We start from the raw sequence: 14,407 nt of genomic DNA on the forward strand, positions 1-14,407 counted from the left end.
CATATTGCAGGCTTGCGGACATGAGCAGCCTGAGCATTAATTTTTTTGGAACGTATTCAAGATTGCCTTTACAAAACCGCCCAAAAATTTCGGCAGTTTAATCGTATAAAATTTCATGCCTCATCCCTCCCCAGACACGCTCATGAAATAGTTCCGTCACACATCCTGCGCTCATGTAACCATCCTATGCGCAGGGGCTTTGTCCTATTCCATTGCAAGCGCTCCAAAGCAAGGTTTACAGCATGCTGGTCATAAGCTCGGGATTTTCCATAAACCGGAAAACGGTAGCCCAAAAAGTAGTCAGAGCACAGAAAAAGACGGTAAGCACAATAAATAAAATTCGTTTGCCTACCGTTTCATAACGGCGAAAAAAACGGATGCCCATGTAGAGGGTCAGCAATGAAAACACATATCTGAAAAAATCCTCAATCACTAAAAATAGAGCAAGGCTCGAGCCGGCTGCTAGCGAAAATAGCATGACGATGAGGCTCGTTTTTACCGTCTCCTTCATGCCGATCCCCCTTGGCGAAGAGCTGCAATAGCGGCTGCTCGGTCTTTCTCTCCAAAGACCGCATTGCCCGCAACCAAAACATCCGCTCCCGCTTCGATGATGGCAGGCGCGGTCGCCCTGTTCACTCCTCCGTCCACTTGAACTCTAATGTCCAGTGCGCGCTCATCCAGCATCGCCCTCACTTGACGCAGTTTGACAAGCGAATACGGAATAAACGATTGACCCCCGAAGCCCGGGTTAACCGTCATAATCAGAACAAGGTCCAAATCGTGAATGATCGGCTCAAGAACCGACACTGGAGTTGCCGGGTTAATGGCGACTCCCGCAGGCAGCCCCTTTTCTTTGATCGCATGAACTGTCCGATGCAAGTGGGTGCAAGCTTCGGCGTGAACCGTAATCCGGTCTGCTCCGGCAGCCATATAATCCGAAAGCGACAACTCCGGCCGCTCGATCATCAGATGCACGTCGAACGGAAGGGAAGTTGCAGAGCGGACAGCGGAAATAACGGGAGGACCAAACGTCAAGTTAGGAACGAAATGCCCGTCCATCACGTCAACATGAATCCAATCCGCGCCCGCAAGCTCCGCCGCTTTAATTTCTTCACCGAGTCTGGCAAAGTCCGCAGATAAAATAGAAGGAGCAATAATAGTCATAGAAGTCAGTACCTCCGTTTAATCTCTTTCATTTCCGTCAGGAAAATCAAATAATGGTCATAACGGCTCCGCTCGATCTCGCCGCTTTCCACGGCAGCCTTAACGGCGCAGCCCGGCTCATGCACATGAGTGCAGCCTCTAAATTTGCAATCGGGAGAACGCTCCCTCATCTCGACAAAACAATAACTAAGGTCATCGATGCCAAGCTCGCCAAAATCCAGCTGGCTAAAGCCCGGCGTATCCGCCACGTATCCGCCGCCAATCTCAATCAGCTCTACATGGCGCGTCGTATGTTTGCCCCGGCCAAGGCGGTTACTGATTTCGTTTGTCTCCAGCGTTAACCCCGGTACAATCGCGTTGAGCAAAGAAGACTTCCCAACGCCCGATTGTCCCGCAAACACCGCCAAATGGCCTTGCAGCCGCTCCTTGATTTCCCCGATGCCCGAATTTTGCCGCGAGCTTGTCCCAAATACCTCGTAGCCGAGTCTCCGGTAGATACGGTTTACGGAGGAGACCGCCTCAGCAGCCTCCTCCGTAAATCCGCCTTCGTTCTCCAAATCCTGTTTGCTCAGGCACAGGACCGCAGGTATTCCGGCATGCTCAATATGGACCAAAAATTTATCAAGAAGCTGCAAATTCAAGGTCGGTTCCGTAACCGAAAAAACCAAAATAGCGACATCGACGTTCGCGACCGGAGGTCGGATCAGCTCGGAGGAACGAGGAAACAGGGCTTCCACCGCTCCCTCTCCGTTTTCCGTAAGGCTAAATTGCACCCGGTCACCTACAAGCGGAGATTCACCACGCTTTTTGAAAATGCCGCGCGCGCGGCATTGCACGGTTTCCTCATGCCCGCTCCCATCGGCCTTGACGTAATAGTAGCCGCTAAGCGCTTTGACAATCATGCCTTCGACATAGTCTCCGCCTTTAGCCGCTTTCTGCGTTTTCTCCTTCGGACCCGTTTTGGCCATTGCTTTCGTCTACCTCCGATTGTACCGGTTCTACTGGTTCGCTGCTGCTAGACGGTGGTGGGCTTTCTGCTCCCGGTATCGTAAGGCCCGGCGTATTGCCTCCATCCAGCTCTTCATATCTGATGGTTCTTGTATCCATAAACGCACCGTCGCGGTATACCGTTACCGTCGCTACCGTATCGGGAGCAAGGACAATAGTAACCGGAATATCTACCGTTCCGTTAATCGTGCGCGTTTCGCCTTTTACGTTTTCTCCCCGCGCGTCGGAGTAGTCGATTCTAACTTCGCTCGACTTGCCGGCTGTCGCAGGCGAAATTTTGACTGTAAACTGATACGTCTTCGCATCCGCTGGTATGCCTGAGCTTACTCGCAAAATAACTTTTGACCCTTTAGGCACCATGTCATGCGGTTTAAAATTGTCTACGCTGATGACATGGTCTTTCGCATGCAGATAGCTCGCTTCAAACAAAATATCCGCTTCCTCCAGCACAAGACCCATCGATTTCAAAACGTTGCGGGCAACAGACAGCTTCATGCCGACCAAATCCTGCATTTCGACCGTCTCGCGGCCTTTGCTGACGACAAAAGAAACTTCAGCGGTAATAGGATCAAACAATTCTCCCGTCAGCGGCGTTTGCTCCAAAATCGTATCCGGCTCTTCTTCGCTGAACTGTTCCGTTATTTTGATCCGATCCTCGGTTACGCCAAGAGCAAGCAGCTCTTCCTTCACCGTTTTGATGGACTGTCCGACATAGTTTTTGAGCGTCTCCATTTCGGGGCCGTCGCTAACCGTCAGCTTAATATTCGATCCCGCTTTAACCTTCATATTTCTTTTGTTCTGGTCGATGACATTATCCTTTGGTATCTCTTTGCTGAACTCGCGAGTAATCGGCTCCTCGATCCGAAGTCCGACATCCGTCAGCTCCTTACGGGCTTCCTCCAGCGTTTTCCCGACGACGTACGGAACCTCGACCTCTTCCGTATCCAGCTTATCGAGCAGCCAAACAAAACCTAAAATGAGCAAAGTCAGAAGCAAAAGCGTTACACCGACGATGGTGGCTGGCCTTTTCCAATTTTTCGGCTTGCCGCCGCCATTGTCCTCTGGCTTTCTGACAGCCGTATCAGCCGCCACAACCGCTTTTGTGTCGAAGCGGTCCCTATCCATAGTCGAGGTAAATGTCCCGGCCTCACTACGAATAGCCGGCATCACCCGCGTCTCTTCCAGATCATGATTTGCCTCGAATGTAATCTTCGCTTCATTAAGCCTATCCGGTCTGAGACAAGTGTCCAAATCCAAAAGCATCTCATGAGCGGATTGATAACGCTCGCTTGGATTTTTGCGCATAGCCTTTAAAATGACATTTTCTACGCTTTGCGGAATATGAGAATTAACCGATCTGGGATCCTCGAACGTTTCCTGCAAATGCTTCAGCGCAACGCTGATCGGGCTTTCTCCCAAAAACGGAAGCTTGCCGGTAAGCATCTGGTAAAGGACGATGCCAAGCGAATAAAGGTCCGATTTCTCTCCCGTATTGATGCCTTTGGCATGCTCCGGGGAAAAATAGTGAACCGAGCCCATAACCGAGCCCGTTTGTGTAATGGTGGATGACGTGACCGCTCTAGCGATGCCGAAATCGGTTACTTTCACTCTTCCATTGTTGCCGATAAGAATATTATGAGGTTTAATATCGCGATGGATAATATGATTGTGATGCGCATGATCCAGCGCGTCGCAAATTTGCACAGCGATTCGTACCGCCTCGTCGGCTTGCAGCGGCGCACGTTCTTGAATCGTTTCGTTTAAATTGTTGCCTTCCACATACTCCATGACAATGTAATGCGTCTCATCCTCTTGACCGACGTCGTAGATGCTGACGACATTAGGGTGGGACAAGGCAGCGGCCGATTGCGCTTCTCTGCGGAATCTGCGAATAAACTCTTCATCATTCACAAACTGCTGGCGAAGCACCTTAACTGCCACTTTCCGGTTCAAAAGCACGTCATGCGCCTTGTACACCAGCGCCATTCCGCCCCCGCCCACTCTGGACAAAATTTCGTATCGTCCTGCAAGGTCATGCCCTATCATTGCGACCCCTCCTCTCGCTCTGCGCCTGCGTCCGCTTGCAGAAGCACGACCGTAACATTGTCGTCTCCGCCCGCTTCGAGCGCAAGTTCAATGAGATGATCCGCCTTGGCTTCAATTGCCATCTCTTCACTTGAAACGGTATCGTGCATTTGGCGCTCGCTTACCATATTCGTCAAGCCGTCGCTGCATAGAAGGAGCACGTCTCCAGGGGCAAGCGAAAGCGCCTGTACGTCAATCTCGACATGGGCATCGGTACCGACTGCTCTTGTCAGCACGTTGCGCCGGGGATGGCGGGCAGCCTCCTCTTCCGTCAGCTGGCCCGATCTCATCAGTTCGCTTACAAGTGAATGATCCATCGTCAAAAGCTCGATGGCCTCTTTCGTAATCCGATATGCCCGGCTATCGCCGACATGGCCGATAACGGCCTGGCTGTCTCTCAGCAGCGCAGCCACAATGGTCGTGCCCATGTTGTGATACCGCTCATTGCTGGAGGCCGTCGCATAAATGGCTTCATTCGCTTCGCCGATCGCTTGGCGAATAAGCATTTTGCCTTCGTCCTCCGATAGTTCCGTCTTATCGGCATGCCGCTCCAACGCGTTTCTAAAAGCGTTCACAGCCATCTCACTGGCTACGTCTCCCGCTTGATGTCCGCCCATGCCGTCCGCCACAATCGCTAGCGTTACACCGCTGGCAAGCCTTCCCACCCAAGACTGATCCTCGTTTAAATGCCGGACTCGTCCGATATTACTGCGGTTTGCCGAAAACAAAAGCGTCATCCCCTCGTCGTGGACTCCATATGTTTCGCACGTAATTGACCGCAAGCCGCGGCAATGTCGTGGCCTTGTTCCCTACGTATGGTCACGTTGACTTTATTCCGCTCCAGCACCCGCTGGAATTCAAAAATATCCTCGCGCGGCGTACGCACATAATTGCGTTCCGGTACATGGTTGACCGGAATCAGGTTGACATGGCAAAGCAGATCCTTCAGCACGTCCGCCAGCTCCTGCGCATGTTCGGCCTGGTCGTTCACTCCGCCGATCAGCGCGTATTCAAATGTGATCCGTCTACCGGTCTTCGCGATGTAATAACGGCAAGCCTCCATCACATCTTCAAACGGGAAGCGGCGATTGACCGGCATCAGCTTCGATCTTAGCTTGTCGTTCGGCGCGTGAATGGACAGAGCCAAATTAATTTGCGTATTTTCGTCAGCAAACTTGTACATGCTCGGCACAATTCCACTCGTCGAAACGGTAATATGCCGTTGGCCGATATGCAGTCCCTTCTCGTGAATCATGAGACGAAGGAATGTCATAGTGGCATCGTAATTTTCAAAAGGCTCTCCCGATCCCATTATAACAATGCTGGATATGCGCTCTTCCGTTGCATCCAGCATTTGCTGAGCCGTAACGACTTGCGCTACAATCTCACCGGCAGTCAGATTCCTCTTCAGCCCGCCAAGCGTGGACGCGCAGAAGGTGCAGCCGATCCGGCAGCCGACCTGCGTTGTTACGCAGATACTATTGCCATAACTATGGCGCATAATAACCGTCTCAATCGCGTGATTGTCGTGCAAGCCAAACAGAAACTTGACTGTGCCGTCTCTAGATTCGAACTTTGTAATTTCGGTCAACGTGACAAATTGGAAATGCTCGTCCAATTTCGTCCGCAATGCCATTGGCAAATTGGACATCTCTTCAAAACTTTTGACTCGCTTTACATAAAGCCAGTCAAACAACTGATCGCCGCGAAAGGCTGGTTCGCCGTTTTCCTTCATCCAGCTTTGCAAGCCTTCCAACGTATAGTCGTAAATTATCGGTTTCATCATATCACACCTGTATTTTATTATAGGACAGCCTTATCTATGATTGAATCATCTCTGCCGCTGTCGCTTATTTTACCACAAACGCCCATCCACAGCCATAAGCGCCCTTTTAGCGCTTTCTGATCATGCGGGCAATAAAAAATCCATCGCTTCCAAAGTGTTGAGGCAATATTTGCAGTTGACCTTCGAAAGCATCGTCAAGAAGACCCGCATTAGCCAATTTGGAGAGCAAATCGGCCGGCCAATCGGCATCCAGCTCGAAATCGGGATGCTGCTTAAGAAAAGCCGCAATCTGCTCTTCATTCTCCGCTTTCTCCATCGTGCATGTGCTGTAGACAAAAGTGCCGCCAGGCTTTACAAGGGTGCAGACGGCATTCAGCAGCTCGCGCTGGAGCGCAGCAATTTCCGAAATGTCCCCTTCGGTTTTTGTCCATTTGATTTCCGGCTTGCGGCGGATAACGCCGAATCCTGTACACGGGGCGTCAAGAAGAACGACATCCATCGATTCCGGAGCGAACCGTGCCGGCAGGGTCAACGCATCACCGGTAACCGCCTCGACGTTGCGCAGCTTCAGCCTCTCTGTCAGAGCCGTAATCAGCTCACGCTTATGGGCATGAAGCTCGTTGGCCCACAGCTTTCCCTTGCCTTCCATAAGTTCAGCCATGTGGGCGCTTTTGCCGCCCGGCGCTGCACAGCAGTCCAACACCTTCATCCCCGCTTTTGGAGACGCCACCTCAGCTACCAGCATCGAGCTTTCATCTTGCAACGAATAAAGTCCAGTGCGGAATCCGGCCGTATCCGCCAAATTGCCGCCACCTGAAACGACGATGCCCGCGGATGCAATGGCCGACGGCTCTGCGCTCATGCCCTCTTCGCGCAATTGCACCATGAGCGACTCGCGATCCGAGCTTAAAGCATTGACCCGGATGCTCGCATGAGGCTGCTCGTTGCCAGCTGCGCATATTCCACTGGTTACTTCCAGCCCAAACTGATCCGCCCAACGGCGGACAAGCCACACCGGGTAAGAATGCCGCAGAGCAATCGTCTCGATCGGATCATCCAGACGAATGTTCTCGGGAGTCAATTCCTCCCGGCGGCGGTCGATGCTGCGGAGCACGCCGTTCACCATACCGGAAATACCGGAATGTCCCCTCTTCTTCGCAATTGTCACCGCCTCGTTGACCGCTGCGTGTGCAGGTATTCGATCCAGAAACAGCAACTGATACGCGCTCATGCGGAGCAACTGATGCACCCAAACGTCCAGCTTGTTCAATCCTTTTGCAACGAATTGGGAAAGCCAATAATCGAGTGTCGCTCCTCTGCTGATCGTGCCATAAACCAGCTCTGTCGCAAGCGCCGCATCCGCTCTTTGCAGCCCGGCGTCTTGCAGCGAGCGGTTCAGTTGAATATTGCTGTAAGCTCCGCTCTCTGCTACTTTCACAAGAATATGAAGCGCAATTTCCCGGGGAGACCTCGCCTTTTTTGGCGCTTCGGCGTTAGCGCCGCGATTCGTTGCCGCACGGCCTCCGGCGCCGCCTTGCTGACCTGGGCGGCGAGCCGTTTTGGAAGACGGTCTCGCATTTCCACCGCGGCTACCGCCAACCGAACCGCCACCATTCATACCGCCGCTCATTGCAGGGCTCCTGGCTCTTGGCCAAAGCTTGCTCCCGGCTCAATCCGCGCGCCCTTCATCCATTCGGAAACGGCCATTACCCGCTTCCCGGCCGGCTGAACATCCTTCAAAAGCAGCTGGCCTTCCCCGGTCCCCACGACGACGCCATCCGCATCGGCTCGCAAAATAACGCCCGGCGCAGCACTCCCGCTTACTTTTACCTCAGCGCATGACCATACTTTAAAGGTTTCGCCACCCCAATATGTAAAAGCGCCCGCCATTGGAGATAGTCCTCTCACTTGGTTGAACAGCTCCCGGGCAGACTTAGTCCAATCGATCCGCTCGTCCTCTCGGGTCAAGTTCGGAGCGTAAGTCGCCTCTTCGTTGTTTTGCGGCACCGCTTTGACCGAACCATCCGCAAGTAGGGGCAACGTTTCTCCAAGCAGCTTCGCCCCGGCAAGGCTGAGCTTTTGGAATACGGTGCCTGAAGTGTCATCGTCCTCAATCGGCAGTTCGACCGTACTGATCATATCGCCCGTATCGAGTCCTTCCGCCATGTACATAATCGTAACGCCAGTTTTCGACTCCCCGTTTATAATTGAGCGCTGAATCGGAGCTCCTCCCCGATATTTCGGAAGCAAAGAGCCATGAACGTTAATACACCCAAGCGAGGGCAGCTCAAGTACAGATTTCGGAAGGATTTGACCGTATGCGGCCGTGACAATTAATTCAGGCGCAAGCTCCGCAATCGCGGCTACCGCCTCCTCGCTCCTCATCCGCTCCGGTTGGAGCACCTTCAGCCCAAGCGACAACGCCGCTTCCTTTACAGGCGGCGGCGTCAACGTTTTTTTGCGGCCCTTCGGCCGGTCCGGCTGCGTGACAACGGCCGCGATTTCATGACCGCTTTCCACTAACAAATGCAAGGAAGGGACGGCGAATTCCGGCGTCCCCATAAATACAATGCGCATAAATCTATTCGCCGCCTTTTCTTGTTCTTTCCGCAATTTCTGTAATGTCGTATACGTTCTCCGCCAAATCCGTAAACAGGATGCCGTTCAAATGATCGATTTCATGCTGGAAAGCCCGCGCGAAATAACCGCTGGCCTTAACCGTGAAGCGTTCGCCCTCGCTGTTCTGCCCTTCGACGACAATACTCTCCGCGCGCAGGACATCGCCGTTCAAGTTCGGAATGCTGAGGCAGCCTTCGGGGCCAAGCTGTTCTCCGTTCTGCTCCACAATAACGGGATTCACCATTTCGACAAGCCCGTTTTCGTCGCCTACGTCCACGACGATGACTCGTTTGGAAATGCCGATCTGAGGTGCCGCAAGACCAACACCCTCCGCATCGTACATCGTCTCCGCCATATCTTTCAGAAGCTTTTGCAAGTTGGCGTTAAACTTCGTTACCTCTTTGGCAACCTCTCTGAGAACCGGATCCGGCTCTTTTACGATTAATCGAATACTCATGTCTTTCCCTTCCTTTACTCAATATATAAATTTAAGATGCAAATTATAGGATAACTTGCGGATCAACGTCGACGCTGAATTGGACTCCCTTTCCCCCGGCACCGTCTACAAACGGTTCAAGAGCGCGGCGGACAAGGGCGGACGCGTCAATGCTACCCCGATATTTTATCACACATTGAAAGCGGTAGCGATCTTTCATTCTGGAGATTGGAGACGCAACGGGACCAAGCACTTCCAGCGCTCTTGCAAACCCGCTTCCAAGCGGGGCCAAAACGCCTTCGTGACGGGCAAGCTCGCGCAGTTCGCCGGCAAAGCGCTCGGAGACGGAAGCCAGCAGCGGGAGCTGCTCATGCGAAATCGTCACCAGCACTAGCCTGCAATACGGCGGATAGCCCATATGAGCCCGATGCCGAAGCTCCTCGGACATAAAGGCGGCGTAATCATGCCCGCTAGCTGTCGTAATGGCGTAGTGCTCAGGGTTGTACGTTTGCACGACTACCTCGCCCTGAAGCTGATGACGGCCTGCTCTGCCCGCTACTTGGGTCAGCAGCTGGAACGTTTTTTCCGCCGCACGGAAGTCGGGCAAATGAAGGGAAGTGTCTGCCGCAATAACGCCGACTAGCGTCACGTAAGGGAAGTCTAACCCTTTCGCCACCATTTGAGTTCCCAGAAGCACATCCGCCTTCCTCTCGCCGAACTGCTTCAGCAGCTTCTCATGCGAATGTTTCTCCGACGTTGTATCCACGTCCATCCGAATGACGCGAATGCCGGGAAACAGCTTGGCCAGCTCTTCCTCAACGCGCTGGGTTCCGGTGCCGAAATACCGGATATGCTCGCTTTCGCACGAAGGACATTTCGCCGGAGCCCCTTCGGCGTGGCCGCAATAATGGCAGCGAAGCATCCGCGTTTTCTGATGGTAGGTTAACGAAATATCGCAGTGGGGGCAAGTTGCGGTATGACCGCAGGAGCGGCACATAACAAAAGTGGAGTAGCCGCGGCGGTTCAACAGCAGTACCGACTGCTCGCCGCGTTCCAGCCTTTGCTCAAGCGCGACATGAAGCTTGCGGCTGAACATGGATCTATTGCCGCCGCGCAGTTCCTCCCGCATATCGACAATTTCCACATCCGGCATCGGACGTCCGCCCACTCGATCCGGCATCGGCAGCAGCGCGGAGCCGGATGATCTTCCAGTCCCTGTCGAACGACTGGCCGCCGCATACGATTCAAGCGATGGAGTTGCCGAACCTAGTACAACCGTCGCCCCATGCTGCTTCGCACGACGGACAGCTACTTCTCTCGCATGATATTTCGGACTCTCTTCCTGTTTGTAGGACGACTCATGCTCCTCATCAATAATAATAAGTCCGATCCGCTCGAACGGGGCAAATATCGCCGATCGTGCGCCGATGGCGACCCGGGCCCGGCGGCTTCTAATTTTGCGCCATTCGTCGAATCTCTCTCCGCTGGACAACCTGCTGTGAAGCACGGCAACCTCGTCGCCGAACCGGCCTTTAAATCTCTCTACCATTTGCGGGGTGAGCGAAATTTCCGGAACGAGCACAATCGCCTGTTTGCCCTGCTCCAAACAGGCCTGAATCGTTTGCAAATAAACTTCCGTTTTCCCGCTGCCCGTCACGCCGTGGAGCAGCATCGTCTTCGCTTGCTCTCCGTTCAACGCGTCCAATATACGGTCATAAACCGCCTTCTGCCCGTCCATCAAAGCAAGCGGCTGCGTCTTATCGAAGCTGCGGTTGCCGTACGGATCACGCTCCGTCTCCACTTCATGGAGAAGGACGAGCCCCTTGTCCGCAAGCGCGCGAACGCTTGCCGGAGAGGCGCCCGTCTGTTGCACAAGCGCCTGTAGCGGAAGCGGCTCGCCATGCTGAAGCATAAAGGCAAGCGCATCACGCTGTTTTGCCGCCCTCGGGGACATTTCCCGCAAAGCTTCAGCTGCGGCCGCTCTGTCCTGGGGCAAAAAGACGGTAAGCACTTTGCGAATCGACACCCGGTTACGGATGGAGGCATGCTGCGTCAACGCCCCGCTTTTCAATAGCGCCTTCACAAAACGCAGCCGATCCGGGTATCGAGCAAGCAGCGCATCCAGCTTCACGAAACCTCCGCTTTGTTCTATCCAATCCTTAAGCTCGTGAGGCAGCTCTTCCTCTGCTTCTTCTCCGAGACCGATCAGGCGCTCTTCCTTGCCTTTCAAAGCGGCGGGGATCATCACCTGCAACGCTTGCGTCCAAGAGCAGCAATATTTATCGCTCATCCATTTGGACAGCTCGATCATATCGGGAAGAAGGGGAGGAAGCGGGTCAAGCAACTCGGAAATCGGTTTAAGCCGGTTATGGTCTACCGACGCCGAGTCTGCGAGGCCAATGACAAATCCTTGCAACACCCTTCCGCCAAAAGGAACGCCTACCCGGCTTCCGACTTCCAGCCAATCTTCCATTTCATCGGGCACTTTATAATCAAACGGCCGATCCGTCTGGCGGCTCGGCACGTCGACAATAACTTGTGCGATCATAAAACGTTCCCTCCGCCTAGCTTCAGCCTGTCAGAAATCAATTCGATCAAACGGCTGGCCGCCGCCCTCTTGGACATAAGCGGCAAAGACAAGAGATGGCCCTCGGGACCGAATACTTCAGCCGCATTTGTATCCCCGTTGAATCCTGCACCTTCTTGGCTGACGTTATTGGCAAACACGAGGTCGCAATTTTTTCTCCTTAGCTTATCCATCGCATATTGCTCCAAATGTTCCGTCTCCGCTGCGAATCCAACCAAAAATTGATGCGTTTTCCGCTCTCCCAGCGTAGCCAAAATATCGGTCGTGCGCTCCAGCTCCAGCACTAGGCGTTCGCCTGTCTTTTTCAGCTTTTGCCCATGGGCGACAACTGGCCGATAATCCGCTACGGCAGCCGCTTTAATGACAATATCGCTGCTCTCGAACCGGCTGGTCACCGCCTCCAGCATTTCTTCAGCGGATTGCACCCGAATGAGCTCCACGCCCGCAGGCGGCCGCTCGGTCGTCCGGCCTGCCACAAGCGTCACTTCCGCTCCCATAAGCAGCGCGGCCTCCGCTACGGCAAAGCCCATTTTACCAGAGGAATCATTCGTTAAAAATCGAACGGGATCAAGCCGCTCCATCGTCCCGCCGGCCGTCACAAGAACGCGCTTGCCCTTCAGCTTGCCGCCCCGGGAAAACCATTCCTCTACCGCAGCCAAAATATGCTCGGGCTCCGCCAATCTTCCTTTCGCCACATAACCGCATGCTAGCTGGCCCGTACCCGGCTCAACAAACATCGCTCCCCTCTCTGCGAGAAGCTCCATGTTGCGGACAACGGCCGGATGCTCATACATATGTACATTCATCGCCGGAGCGATCAAAATCGGTGAGGTCGCCGCAAGAAGCGTCGTGCTGAGCATGTCGTTGGCATGCCCATTCGCAAGCTTAGCCATTATATTGGCCGTTGCCGGCGCAATGACGATTAAATCGGCATGATCCGCCAAATAAATATGGGTTACGACTGCAGCGTCACGCTCGTCAAACGTATCGATATGTACAGGGTTGCGAGACAACGTTTGCAGCGTCAGCGGAGTAATAAATTTAGCAGCGGATGCCGTCATTAACACATGAACATCCGCTCCGGCTTGAACCAGTTTGCTGCAAAGCGCAGCTCCTTTGTAAGCGGCAATGCCTCCTGTAATGCCAAGTACAATTTTTTTGCCTGCCAACATGTTGCCAACTCCTATTCGTTGCGCTTTCAGCCAAAGCGGCGAGCGTTTACCAATGCATCCGCTCTCTTAAGCTTGTTATATGAGCTACATGATGTTTGCCGTGCCATGCGACAAAACCTAAAAAATACGATAATTTCAACTGACTGCCGCGCTCGGGATGATAGAACTGCTTTTCAAATTGCGTGCGGTCCATGGAACGCAGCAGCAAGGACCAGCGCGCATACAAGCCTTCCACAATGATCAAGCTCAGCTCCGGCGAAGCTTTCAAGCTGTCGGACGTGTCCGCCCAGCCCTCTTCGTCAAATGGCTTAATGGTGGGGTTGGATTCGGTCAAAGCCAGCTTGAACCGGGAGAAGCAATTCAGGCCCGCATCGGCAATATGATGGACGACCTGCCTCACCGTCCACCCTCCAAGCCGGTAGGGCGTATCGAGCTGCTCATCATTTAGCCCTGCTACGGCTTCTCTTAACGCAGCAGGCAGCCGTTCAATTTCGGCAATCCATTTCTCCTGCTGCTCCGAATTCATGCCTTCAAAAGAATACCTTCCAATCGGATAACGCAAATGCTCCATCCTAAAACCTCCTCCAAAGTTTTGTCAAGCAATGCTGGTCACGCAAATTTTGCACCCAAAGCATCAGACTAAAAGTTGCGGAGAAAAGCTGAATGAGTCCCATTCGTACCCCTATCATATCACATCAACCGTTAAAAACTAGACAAGCCCTCGTTCCAAAAACGTCATCAAATCGGCCATGAAATCCGAAAGCTGTTCGTCAATTGCGAAAAAAACTAAAAAGGCCGTTTGCTATTAGCATAATGATAAACACAATAAGAAAAGTCCGAATCGCAGTACTCCATATAGAATGCGAGGGGCGATTGCCGCTCTGCATCCGCTCTACTTTGTACTCCAGCTTCTCTAGCCGCTCTTTTAATTGCTGTAGTTCCTTATCATGCTCGTTCATCCGCTCAGCTCCTTATCTCCTTTTGCTTCTGACTGCATATTGAAGCTCCATGCCGCTCCCGGTTTTGGCTCTCTCGAGAAGTAATTGATACTCCTCCGTTTCCATCCCATATATCGCTATTTTTCCTTCTTCGTTGTAATGGACGCCCCAGCCGAACTTTTTGCCAAGCTGCGATGCCCTCATGCAGGGATGGTTTTTTTCCAGCAGCTCGTTGCGCAGCGTCTCTCGTTCTTCTTCGTCAAGCTCAACGCTAAAGCCCTTATGCTTAAAATAAACCTCAAACAGCTGCTCTTCAAACGTAAACCGGTAAGGATTTTCCGAAAGTAATTCGTATTGGATCATGTGAGCGGGTTTTGCGTCTCTTTTGGACATGGGGACAACTCCCTCGTACACCGGGCAGTCCGCCGCGACCGCAACAAACATGTTCGTCCAATGCCTTTTCATAAAGCAACTCCTGTCCCAACTGCTTTCCTAAGCAGCTTTCATTATCAAACATATGCCACGATACGGAAAACCTTCCTAATGCTGTGTACGGTAACTGAAAAGATAAGATTATACAATTCCAATTGTTTTCTTTTACTTCCATCTTTT

Annotated in this window: 15 protein-coding genes; all 15 read right to left on the bottom strand. The window is 52.9% G+C overall.

The window, feature by feature from the left end:
- Window positions 1-36: 36 nt before the first annotated feature.
- On the bottom strand, window positions 37-117 hold the full coding sequence (gene spoVM / locus ACFQZE_RS07790; RefSeq protein WP_010345573.1) for a stage V sporulation protein SpoVM: 81 nt from the start codon (window positions 115-117) through the stop codon (window positions 37-39).
- A 118-nt stretch (window positions 118-235) separates the two neighbouring features.
- Window positions 236-511, bottom strand: coding sequence for a hypothetical protein (locus ACFQZE_RS07795; RefSeq protein WP_379355340.1), 276 nt, complete (start codon window positions 509-511; stop codon window positions 236-238).
- The gene (rpe, locus tag ACFQZE_RS07800) at window positions 508-1,164 is read right to left on the bottom strand and encodes a ribulose-phosphate 3-epimerase (RefSeq protein WP_379355342.1); all 657 of its coding nucleotides are present in this window, start codon (window positions 1,162-1,164) and stop codon (window positions 508-510) included. Before rpe ends, ACFQZE_RS07795 begins: the two co-directional genes overlap by 4 nt.
- 5 nt (window positions 1,165-1,169) lie before the next feature.
- The gene (gene rsgA, locus ACFQZE_RS07805; protein WP_379355344.1) at window positions 1,170-2,132 is read right to left on the bottom strand and encodes a ribosome small subunit-dependent GTPase A; all 963 of its coding nucleotides are present in this window, start codon (window positions 2,130-2,132) and stop codon (window positions 1,170-1,172) included.
- Window positions 2,089-4,218, bottom strand: a complete 2,130-nt coding sequence (gene pknB / locus ACFQZE_RS07810) for a Stk1 family PASTA domain-containing Ser/Thr kinase (RefSeq protein WP_379355347.1) — start codon at window positions 4,216-4,218, stop codon at window positions 2,089-2,091. Before pknB ends, rsgA begins: the two co-directional genes overlap by 44 nt.
- Entirely contained in the window at window positions 4,215-4,994 is a 780-nt protein-coding gene (locus ACFQZE_RS07815) for a Stp1/IreP family PP2C-type Ser/Thr phosphatase (RefSeq protein ID WP_379355349.1), read from the bottom strand. The genes pknB and ACFQZE_RS07815 overlap by 4 nt, the downstream gene beginning before the upstream one ends.
- Window positions 4,991-6,040, bottom strand: coding sequence for a dual-specificity RNA methyltransferase RlmN (gene rlmN / locus ACFQZE_RS07820; protein ID WP_379355557.1), 1,050 nt, complete (start codon window positions 6,038-6,040; stop codon window positions 4,991-4,993). The genes ACFQZE_RS07815 and rlmN overlap by 4 nt, the downstream gene beginning before the upstream one ends.
- Before the next feature lie 109 nt (window positions 6,041-6,149).
- Window positions 6,150-7,673 (bottom strand): 16S rRNA (cytosine(967)-C(5))-methyltransferase RsmB, encoded by a 1,524-nt coding sequence (gene rsmB / locus ACFQZE_RS07825; protein WP_379355351.1) that lies wholly within the window; start codon window positions 7,671-7,673, stop codon window positions 6,150-6,152.
- The gene (fmt, locus tag ACFQZE_RS07830) at window positions 7,670-8,620 is read right to left on the bottom strand and encodes a methionyl-tRNA formyltransferase (RefSeq protein WP_379355353.1); all 951 of its coding nucleotides are present in this window, start codon (window positions 8,618-8,620) and stop codon (window positions 7,670-7,672) included. The genes rsmB and fmt overlap by 4 nt, the downstream gene beginning before the upstream one ends.
- Before the next feature lie 4 nt (window positions 8,621-8,624).
- On the bottom strand, window positions 8,625-9,119 hold the full coding sequence (gene def, locus ACFQZE_RS07835) for a peptide deformylase (RefSeq protein WP_379355355.1): 495 nt from the start codon (window positions 9,117-9,119) through the stop codon (window positions 8,625-8,627).
- 43 nt (window positions 9,120-9,162) lie between these two features.
- Entirely contained in the window at window positions 9,163-11,646 is a 2,484-nt protein-coding gene (priA, locus tag ACFQZE_RS07840; protein WP_379355357.1) for a primosomal protein N', read from the bottom strand.
- A complete protein-coding gene (coaBC, locus tag ACFQZE_RS07845) occupies window positions 11,643-12,857 on the bottom strand; it encodes a bifunctional phosphopantothenoylcysteine decarboxylase/phosphopantothenate--cysteine ligase CoaBC (protein WP_379355359.1) in 1,215 nt (404 codons plus the stop codon). The genes priA and coaBC overlap by 4 nt, the downstream gene beginning before the upstream one ends.
- A gap of 46 nt (window positions 12,858-12,903) precedes the next feature.
- Window positions 12,904-13,428, bottom strand: coding sequence for a YfiT family bacillithiol transferase (locus ACFQZE_RS07850; RefSeq protein WP_379355361.1), 525 nt, complete (start codon window positions 13,426-13,428; stop codon window positions 12,904-12,906).
- Window positions 13,429-13,627: 199 nt separating this feature from the next.
- The gene (locus ACFQZE_RS07855) at window positions 13,628-13,816 is read right to left on the bottom strand and encodes a hypothetical protein (protein WP_379355363.1); all 189 of its coding nucleotides are present in this window, start codon (window positions 13,814-13,816) and stop codon (window positions 13,628-13,630) included.
- 12 nt (window positions 13,817-13,828) lie between these two features.
- Complete coding sequence (locus tag ACFQZE_RS07860) at window positions 13,829-14,260, bottom strand: DUF6157 family protein (RefSeq protein ID WP_379355365.1); 432 nt, start codon at window positions 14,258-14,260, stop codon at window positions 13,829-13,831.
- Window positions 14,261-14,407 lie beyond the last annotated feature (147 nt).

Source organism: Paenibacillus sp. GCM10027627 (assembly GCF_042675505.1).
In the GTDB taxonomy this organism is placed as follows: Bacteria; Bacillota; Bacilli; order Paenibacillales; family Paenibacillaceae; genus Pristimantibacillus.

Excerpts from the sequence above, each read along its gene's own strand:
- pknB (WP_379355347.1), bottom strand. The coding sequence starts at position 4,218 with ATGATAGGGCATGACCTTGCAGGACGATACGAAATTTTGTCCAGAGTG.
- priA (WP_379355357.1), bottom strand. The coding sequence starts at position 11,646 with ATGATCGCACAAGTTATTGTCGACGTGCCGAGCCGCCAGACGGATCGG.
- def (WP_379355355.1), bottom strand. The coding sequence starts at position 9,119 with ATGAGTATTCGATTAATCGTAAAAGAGCCGGATCCGGTTCTCAGAGAG.
- coaBC (WP_379355359.1), bottom strand. The coding sequence starts at position 12,857 with ATGTTGGCAGGCAAAAAAATTGTACTTGGCATTACAGGAGGCATTGCC.
- spoVM (WP_010345573.1), bottom strand. The coding sequence starts at position 117 with ATGAAATTTTATACGATTAAACTGCCGAAATTTTTGGGCGGTTTTGTA.
- rsmB (WP_379355351.1), bottom strand. The coding sequence starts at position 7,673 with ATGAGCGGCGGTATGAATGGTGGCGGTTCGGTTGGCGGTAGCCGCGGT.
- ACFQZE_RS07795 (WP_379355340.1), bottom strand. The coding sequence starts at position 511 with ATGAAGGAGACGGTAAAAACGAGCCTCATCGTCATGCTATTTTCGCTA.
- ACFQZE_RS07855 (WP_379355363.1), bottom strand. The coding sequence starts at position 13,816 with ATGAACGAGCATGATAAGGAACTACAGCAATTAAAAGAGCGGCTAGAG.
- rpe (WP_379355342.1), bottom strand. The coding sequence starts at position 1,164 with ATGACTATTATTGCTCCTTCTATTTTATCTGCGGACTTTGCCAGACTC.
- rlmN (WP_379355557.1), bottom strand. The coding sequence starts at position 6,040 with ATGAAACCGATAATTTACGACTATACGTTGGAAGGCTTGCAAAGCTGG.
- rsgA (WP_379355344.1), bottom strand. The coding sequence starts at position 2,132 with ATGGCCAAAACGGGTCCGAAGGAGAAAACGCAGAAAGCGGCTAAAGGC.
- fmt (WP_379355353.1), bottom strand. The coding sequence starts at position 8,620 with ATGCGCATTGTATTTATGGGGACGCCGGAATTCGCCGTCCCTTCCTTG.
- ACFQZE_RS07860 (WP_379355365.1), bottom strand. The coding sequence starts at position 14,260 with ATGAAAAGGCATTGGACGAACATGTTTGTTGCGGTCGCGGCGGACTGC.
- ACFQZE_RS07850 (WP_379355361.1), bottom strand. The coding sequence starts at position 13,428 with ATGGAGCATTTGCGTTATCCGATTGGAAGGTATTCTTTTGAAGGCATG.
- ACFQZE_RS07815 (WP_379355349.1), bottom strand. The coding sequence starts at position 4,994 with ATGACGCTTTTGTTTTCGGCAAACCGCAGTAATATCGGACGAGTCCGG.